The organism is Okeania sp. SIO2B9, from assembly GCF_010672505.1.
Classification (GTDB): domain Bacteria; phylum Cyanobacteriota; class Cyanobacteriia; order Cyanobacteriales; family Microcoleaceae; genus Okeania; species Okeania hirsuta.
On the sequence record NZ_JAAHGK010000354.1, the window covers coordinates 1 to 6143 of the forward strand.

Annotated in this window: 5 protein-coding genes and 1 pseudogene; 1 reads left to right on the forward strand and 5 read right to left on the reverse strand. The window is 40.9% G+C overall.

Annotated features, from left to right (window positions below):
- Positions 1-559 precede the first annotated feature (559 nt).
- Complete coding sequence (locus F6K13_RS14160; RefSeq protein ID WP_287287674.1) at positions 560-1879, reverse strand: GTPase family protein; 1320 nt, start codon at positions 1877-1879, stop codon at positions 560-562.
- A gap of 45 nt (positions 1880-1924) precedes the next feature.
- On the reverse strand, positions 1925-3133 hold the full coding sequence (locus tag F6K13_RS14165) for an RNA-guided endonuclease TnpB family protein (protein ID WP_124155393.1): 1209 nt from the start codon (positions 3131-3133) through the stop codon (positions 1925-1927).
- 276 nt (positions 3134-3409) lie between these two features.
- Between F6K13_RS14165 and F6K13_RS14170 the strand changes: the two genes are divergently transcribed.
- Positions 3410-3778 carry a hypothetical protein gene (locus F6K13_RS14170; protein ID WP_124155392.1) on the forward strand — a complete coding sequence of 123 codons (369 nt, stop codon included), beginning with the start codon at positions 3410-3412 and terminating at the stop codon, positions 3776-3778.
- Between the two features lie 152 nt (positions 3779-3930).
- Here the strand turns inward: F6K13_RS14170 and F6K13_RS14175 are convergent, their stop codons facing one another.
- The 3 genes and pseudogenes from F6K13_RS14175 to F6K13_RS14185 all read right to left on the reverse strand — a co-directional run.
- A complete protein-coding gene (locus tag F6K13_RS14175; RefSeq protein ID WP_205127263.1) occupies positions 3931-4434 on the reverse strand; it encodes an N-acetyltransferase in 504 nt (167 codons plus the stop codon).
- Between the two features lie 6 nt (positions 4435-4440).
- A complete protein-coding gene (locus F6K13_RS14180; RefSeq protein ID WP_124143773.1) occupies positions 4441-4623 on the reverse strand; it encodes a hypothetical protein in 183 nt (60 codons plus the stop codon).
- 390 nt (positions 4624-5013) lie between these two features.
- A pseudogene (locus tag F6K13_RS14185) lies at positions 5014-6143 on the reverse strand (sodium:proline symporter); the annotation flags it as partial.

Below are 6143 nucleotides of genomic sequence, written 5' to 3' on the forward strand. Positions count from 1 at the left end.
ACCTATCCCACTAATAAGACTTTTGCTAAAAACTCTAAATATGTTGATAGTTAAAAACGAAAAATCAAGCTTTTAAAACACATTTTACTTAAACAAATAAACTTGTTAAAAATAGTGGGATAGCTTCATCATAATTTGACTATTAATGGGATATATTCTTATATTATCGGCAATTTATTCCCCCTGTTGCCAGATGAGCTGTTGCCTGTTGCCTGCGCACAGCGCTATATTAGACATCTCCTATAATAAAAAATAAAATCAATTATCACACTAGATATATCAATTATTTCCCCTCCTGGGAGGGGGAGGGGCGAGGGGTGGGTTCCCTACTGCCTACAGCAAAGCTGCCTACTGCCTATGGGTGGAGGAGATGTCTATTAGAATAGAAAGTATTGAGGGACAATGATAATTTTACCATTCCCACACTTTCTTGATACACTACAGGAATATCCCAAATTTTTGCTCCGTTTCCAGTGTTCCCTCTTGAATTTACACCTACCACCTAAGAACTTGATGAACGCACTACCCGAGCGGGCGTGATACTAAGTGCAATTTCTACTCAACTTTTCATCCCTTTAAATCTATCTTTCGCTGACTCAAACGCCTCCTGCATAACACCTTGAATTTTCTTTGGATCTGGCTTTTTCCCTCCCATCAAATCTCCGAAATAAACACAGGCACTCTCACCTAACGCCCAAGTATATGCAGCAGACCAAGAAGCAGCGATCGCGCTCCCGAACCCAGGCACAAATTTAATCAACTCTCGCCCTACTGCTTGAGCGACAAAACCCCCACCAATCACACTAACAACTCCTCCTGCTTGAGATGGGGATATTGTTTGCCCATACAAATTTCCTAATAAACCTACCATGGAAACTTGTAAAGCTGTTAATACTGGCATTGTCGCAAAAGGTAGAGGTACTGCTGCTGCGGTGGCTGCCATAATAGTAAATGATAAAATATAACGTCGCCCCACATCTCTATAAATATTGCCCAGTTGTTTGCTTGCTTGTTCGTCTAATAATTGATAAATTGTTCGTGCTTCTGCTTCTGGAAGTAATTCTGCTAAACTATCTCGAAAGGCTTCTAAACCATAAAATACAGGATTGTAGTCATCCTCTTCTAGGGTAAAATCGATAAGTACAGAGCGATCGCTCAACTTCCCAAAATCTTCCTGAATAGAAACAAAAGCACGGTTTATTTCTTCATATTCTGGAGGGTATTTGGGATGGTCATCAGTAGGGTTAGGATAAACTTCATGGAGACAAGTTACTGCTAAAAGACAAGGAATATTTGGATATTCTTGTCGCAACTGTTGTGCTATCTGTCGTAATGTATCGGTAGCAAAATCATTTATTTTTACGGTCAAAATCAAGATTCTGGCGCGGTTACTTTCCTGCTGTAATTCTCCGAGGAGTTCGTCAATAATAACTGGTGTTTCCTGTTTCACATCTCCCAACCCCACAGTATCAGTGAAAATCAATAAGGGCAAATCGTCGGAAGGATAAGCATAACGTTCGGTATGTTGGGTATGAGGGCGAAATCCTTGACCGACTATTTCTGGGGAAACTCCTGTTAAAGCACGCACGATGGAACTTTTACCTGCTTGGGGTTTACCAATTAATAGTGCTTCAGTGGTGGGAAGTTCTGCGCGTACTTTTGTTAATATTTCGGCTACTTTGGCTTCATCAATGCTAAACCATTGCACTAATGTTTGTGCTGCCCGGTCTACGGGTAACAGTTTCATTACACGGTTGCTGGTATCATTCCAAACTTCAGCGATACGATTTTTCCAAGAGTCTTTTTTTTGATCTTCAGTCGGTTGATGAAACTGTTCCGAATCAGTTGTTGTTTGGTTTATATCATGTTCCTCAGTCATTCTGAATATAGTAGGTAAATCTATAGGTTGACACTCCCCGTCCTTCTAGGACGGGGATTCTTTGATCGACGACCCGTCTTGCTCAACCAGACCGGAGTCAGGAAAAGTAGAGGACAGATCTCCCAAAGCGTTCGGATCAATGATCCAGGTTCCGGTGTGCCCCACCGTACCCAAGGCTATGTTTAGAATGTTGATTGCGGCGTTGTGGTCGCGGTCTAACTTGCAACCACATTTACAGACGTGAGTCCTAGTTGATAGCGACTTCTTCACTACCTCGCCGCACTCAGAGCAGTTTTGGCTAGTATATGCAGGATTTACAGCAACTGTGACTCTGCCAAATTTAGTGCCAAAATGCTCTAACCATTTTCTAAATTGATACCAACCTGCGTCATTAATAGACTTAGCTAGACAGTGGTTTTTCACCAAATTCTTAACTCTCAAATCTTCGTAGGCGACCAAGTCATTAGACTGGATTACGCAGCGCGCCAGTCTCTTGGCGTGCTCTTCACGTTGTCTACTTATTTTAAGGTGTTGTCTACCTAGTCTATTAACTGCCTTCTTACGATTGGATGAGCCTTTCTTTTTCCGAGAAACTCTGCGCTGATCAAACTTTAAACGTTTCTCCCCAGTCCTATAAAAACGGGGATTAGGTTCGGTGTTTCCTCTGGAATCAGTATAGAACTCTTTTAGTCCTACATCCAGTCCCACAGTCGCGTCAGCAGGATTTAATTGCTCCGTGACATCCACAGAGACGCAAAACTGAACATAGTAGCCGTCAGCCCTTTTGACTATGCGAACTCGCTTAACCTGCTTCTTGTCGAAGCGCCACAAGTCCCACGTACCTTTGAGTTTTAGCTTCCCAATTCCCTTCTTGTCGCTGAAAGTGATCGACTTTTTGTCAGGGGATATTTTCCATCCTGACTGCTTATATTCGACCGATCTACAATGCTTCTGGAATCGGGGGAACCCTTTCTTTCCAGGTACTTTCTTTTTGCAATTTTCAAAGAAACGAGAAATTGATGACCATGCTCTCTCAGCCGCAGCCTGTCGAGCTGTTGAGTTCAATTCATTAGCAAAAGGGAATTCTTTGGCCAGTATCTTGCAGTATTTACTAAGGTCGTACTTTCCTGTTCCCTTCTTATCCATCCACAGGCGAATACAGCTGTTTCGGATAAATTTAACCGTCCGAATAGCTTCATCAATAGCTGCATATTGGTTAACTTTGCCGTATGCTTTGAACTCAATAATGATCATCGAATCTCGACCTCCTTCGATATAATCTTACGCTAACACGCCTGACGAAAACTATCAAGTCTAGTTCTAAGAAAAGCCGTCCTAGAAGGACGGGGCTTTAAACCCAATTTTTTCGGTAAGTGGACTTATTTTATAAATGATTTGAAATAAATTTTATTCTGATTTTAAGTTTATCATGTAGAGAAGCTCTTTCTAGGCAAAAGTTTCCAATTTCCTTTTTGTAGATTTTTTTAGAATTGTTTTGCACTACTAGAATCATCACTTTTTCTAAAATTTATGACTATCCACAGGGTAGAATATTTGCTTCTTTTCTCAGTTTTAAAAGATGGTGAATTCCTCAAAAATGTTGCATCAGATTGGCGACTTTGTCATACAGAGGTAGCAGCAGCAAGCGATCGCTTGTTTCAGAATGGGGATATATTAGTCCTACTAACTACTAAAGAGGGAGTCAGGACTCCAGATGTGGTCTTAACCCTGTCCCAAATTAAGGCTGCGTTGGACGGAAAATTAAATATGGGTTACTACTTAAGTCCTCAAGGTGGAGCCAGGTGGGAAGCTCTATGTCATCCAGATTGGAATTGGTTTTACCAACAGAGTACTTTTTATGAGCGAAGAGAATCATACATCATCTGTTCCAGAATTTGATTAGAAGGTGCTTCTGTTACCCCGGAAAAAAATTTTCCTTATTGGAGAAAAATTTCTTTTTACAAATCGTTTATTTGGCACAACAACATTATCTACATAATATTGTTGGTTTGTGGGAGTAGAGACGTTGCATACAACGTCCCTAGAAACTTTCAATTTTCTCTTCCTATATTCTTACCCCTTCCTTCGTTTAAAGATTTTACCATCAACATAGACTCAGACCGAAAACCTAACTTCTGGTAAAGATTAAGAGCGGGTTGGTTAGAGACAAACACTTGCAAACCAATTTGCCGATCGCCCCTAGCTTTTGCCCAATTTTCTGCATGGGTAACTAAAGCTGTACCGATACCAAGTCGTCTATGGGATGGGGAGACATACAGCAGAAATATATGAGTTACCCGATCGCCCTCTACCTGGTCTATGGCATTCCCCAACCACAGACAACCTATTGGTGAAGTTACAGGTTTATCTATGACCTCAACCCACCAAATAGGAGTTTGAGTTGATAAATAGCGATCGACTGTTTTAGCAAGATGGCTAAAATTTTGCTCTGGGAAAAGTTCTTGATAAGTCCAATGCATAAATTTAACCAGAATTGCTCTGTCTATACCGGAACCCTTACGAAGTTGGTAATTTGGAATTAACTTGCTAACCACTGAATATTACGAGAAATGAACATTGGGTGTGGATAGCATTGCCTCTTCTTGAGGATAACTTAATTCCTCTGTGGGAGCGGGTGCTGCTAGATCCCCTGGTAAAAAGATACGAGCGCTGACTGCTACCATAGCAATTAAAAATATGACGACTACGAGAAATGGAGCAATATATTGACGAAAAATTTGCATGGTTTTTGTATTAAATAGGGAGTAGGCAGTAGGCAGTAGGCAGTAGGGGAAAAGAATTGATAATTTTTGTAAGAGGGAGTAGGCAGTAGGCAGTCATTTCAGTTATCAGTTATCAGTTATCAGTACCTCTAGCTGTTTCGCAGCATTCCGTAGGAAAGCAAGAGGCTTGAAATACGGAATTCTATTTTCTCTTGGTCGATTAGATATGGCGAGGAAACCTCACCATCTCTCGACCGCTTTTTATCCCCTTAAAAGGGGAGGCGCCTATACCACGATTTTTCGGTAACTGCGCTTGATCTGTCGCTCCGCGACAAAAACTTTCTCCTCCTCTTCTCTCCCGACTCCTGGCTCCTGACTCCTGACTCCTGACTCCTGACTCCTGACTCCTCCCTAGACAAAATCGTCATCATCTAATCCTGGTCTTGGCATTGGCAAAATTTTTGATTTATTGAGCTGTTGCAACCAAACCCAACCGAGAACTCCAATAATTAGGAAGATCCAGCCAATGTTTGGCTTGAGCAACAGAAAGCCACCAGTTGCCAAAAGTGCCCCAAATAATAATAGTATAGATGCGAGTACCTTTTGTAAATCTTTACCTAAATCCTGTGCTGGAGATAAACCTGTTTTCATCCTTTGCTGTTTCCAACCAGGGCCACCGGGAAGTGTTCGTCGATAAAATTCGTCTAAAGTTGTATCAGACTCTCGTGGGGTTAAAAACATTGCTGTTACCCAGAGTAATGTTACGGTGCCAGTAATAAACATAATTCGCAAACCAAAGTCTTCAATTTTGAAAGCGGGAACTAAACTTGTTGTCATCCCTACGAAAAAACTAGCGACAATAGCGGTTAATTCTGCTGCTGCATTCACCCGACACCAAAACCAACGTAATATTAATACTAATCCTGAACCTGTTCCGATGGCTATTACTAATCTAAATACTGTTGCTACATCTGTTGCTAAAAATGCGGCAATTGCTCCTAAAACTGTTACTAATAGAGAAGAAAGTCGCCCCACTAAAACTAATTGTGGTTGAGTTGCATCAGGTTTAATAAATCTTCTATATAGGTCGTTAGTAATAAAAGAAGCACCCCAATTAATTGAGGTAGAAACTGTACTCATAAATGCGGCGACTAAAGAGGCAACAACTATACCTAAAATTCCTGGGGAAAGAAAGTCAATCATTAATTTGGGATAACCCAATTCTCGGTCTTCTAAATTAGGGTAAATTACAATGGATGCTAGAGCTACTAAAATCCAAGGCCAAGTTCTAATAACATAGTGCATGATATTAAATAACCAGGCTGCTTTTTCTGCTTCTGTTTCATTTTTCGCTGCTGCAAATCTTTGTACAAATTCTCCACCTCCATCACTTCGTCGCCAAGACCACCATTGAAGGGCAATATAAGCAAAAAATGTACTGGCAGTTATGCCTGCTGTTTTACTAAAATTAATCAAAGTATCGCCATTTTTACCAATAGTTAAAGGTGAAAGGGATAAAATATCTTTGTCTGGCATTACTA

Coding starts and splice junctions, on each gene's coding strand:
- F6K13_RS14160 (WP_287287674.1), bottom strand. CDS start 1,879: ATGACTGAGGAACATGATATAAACCAAACAACAACTGATTCGGAACAG.
- F6K13_RS14165 (WP_124155393.1), bottom strand. CDS start 3,133: ATGATCATTATTGAGTTCAAAGCATACGGCAAAGTTAACCAATATGCA.
- F6K13_RS14170 (WP_124155392.1), top strand. CDS start 3,410: ATGACTATCCACAGGGTAGAATATTTGCTTCTTTTCTCAGTTTTAAAA.
- F6K13_RS14180 (WP_124143773.1), bottom strand. CDS start 4,623: ATGCAAATTTTTCGTCAATATATTGCTCCATTTCTCGTAGTCGTCATA.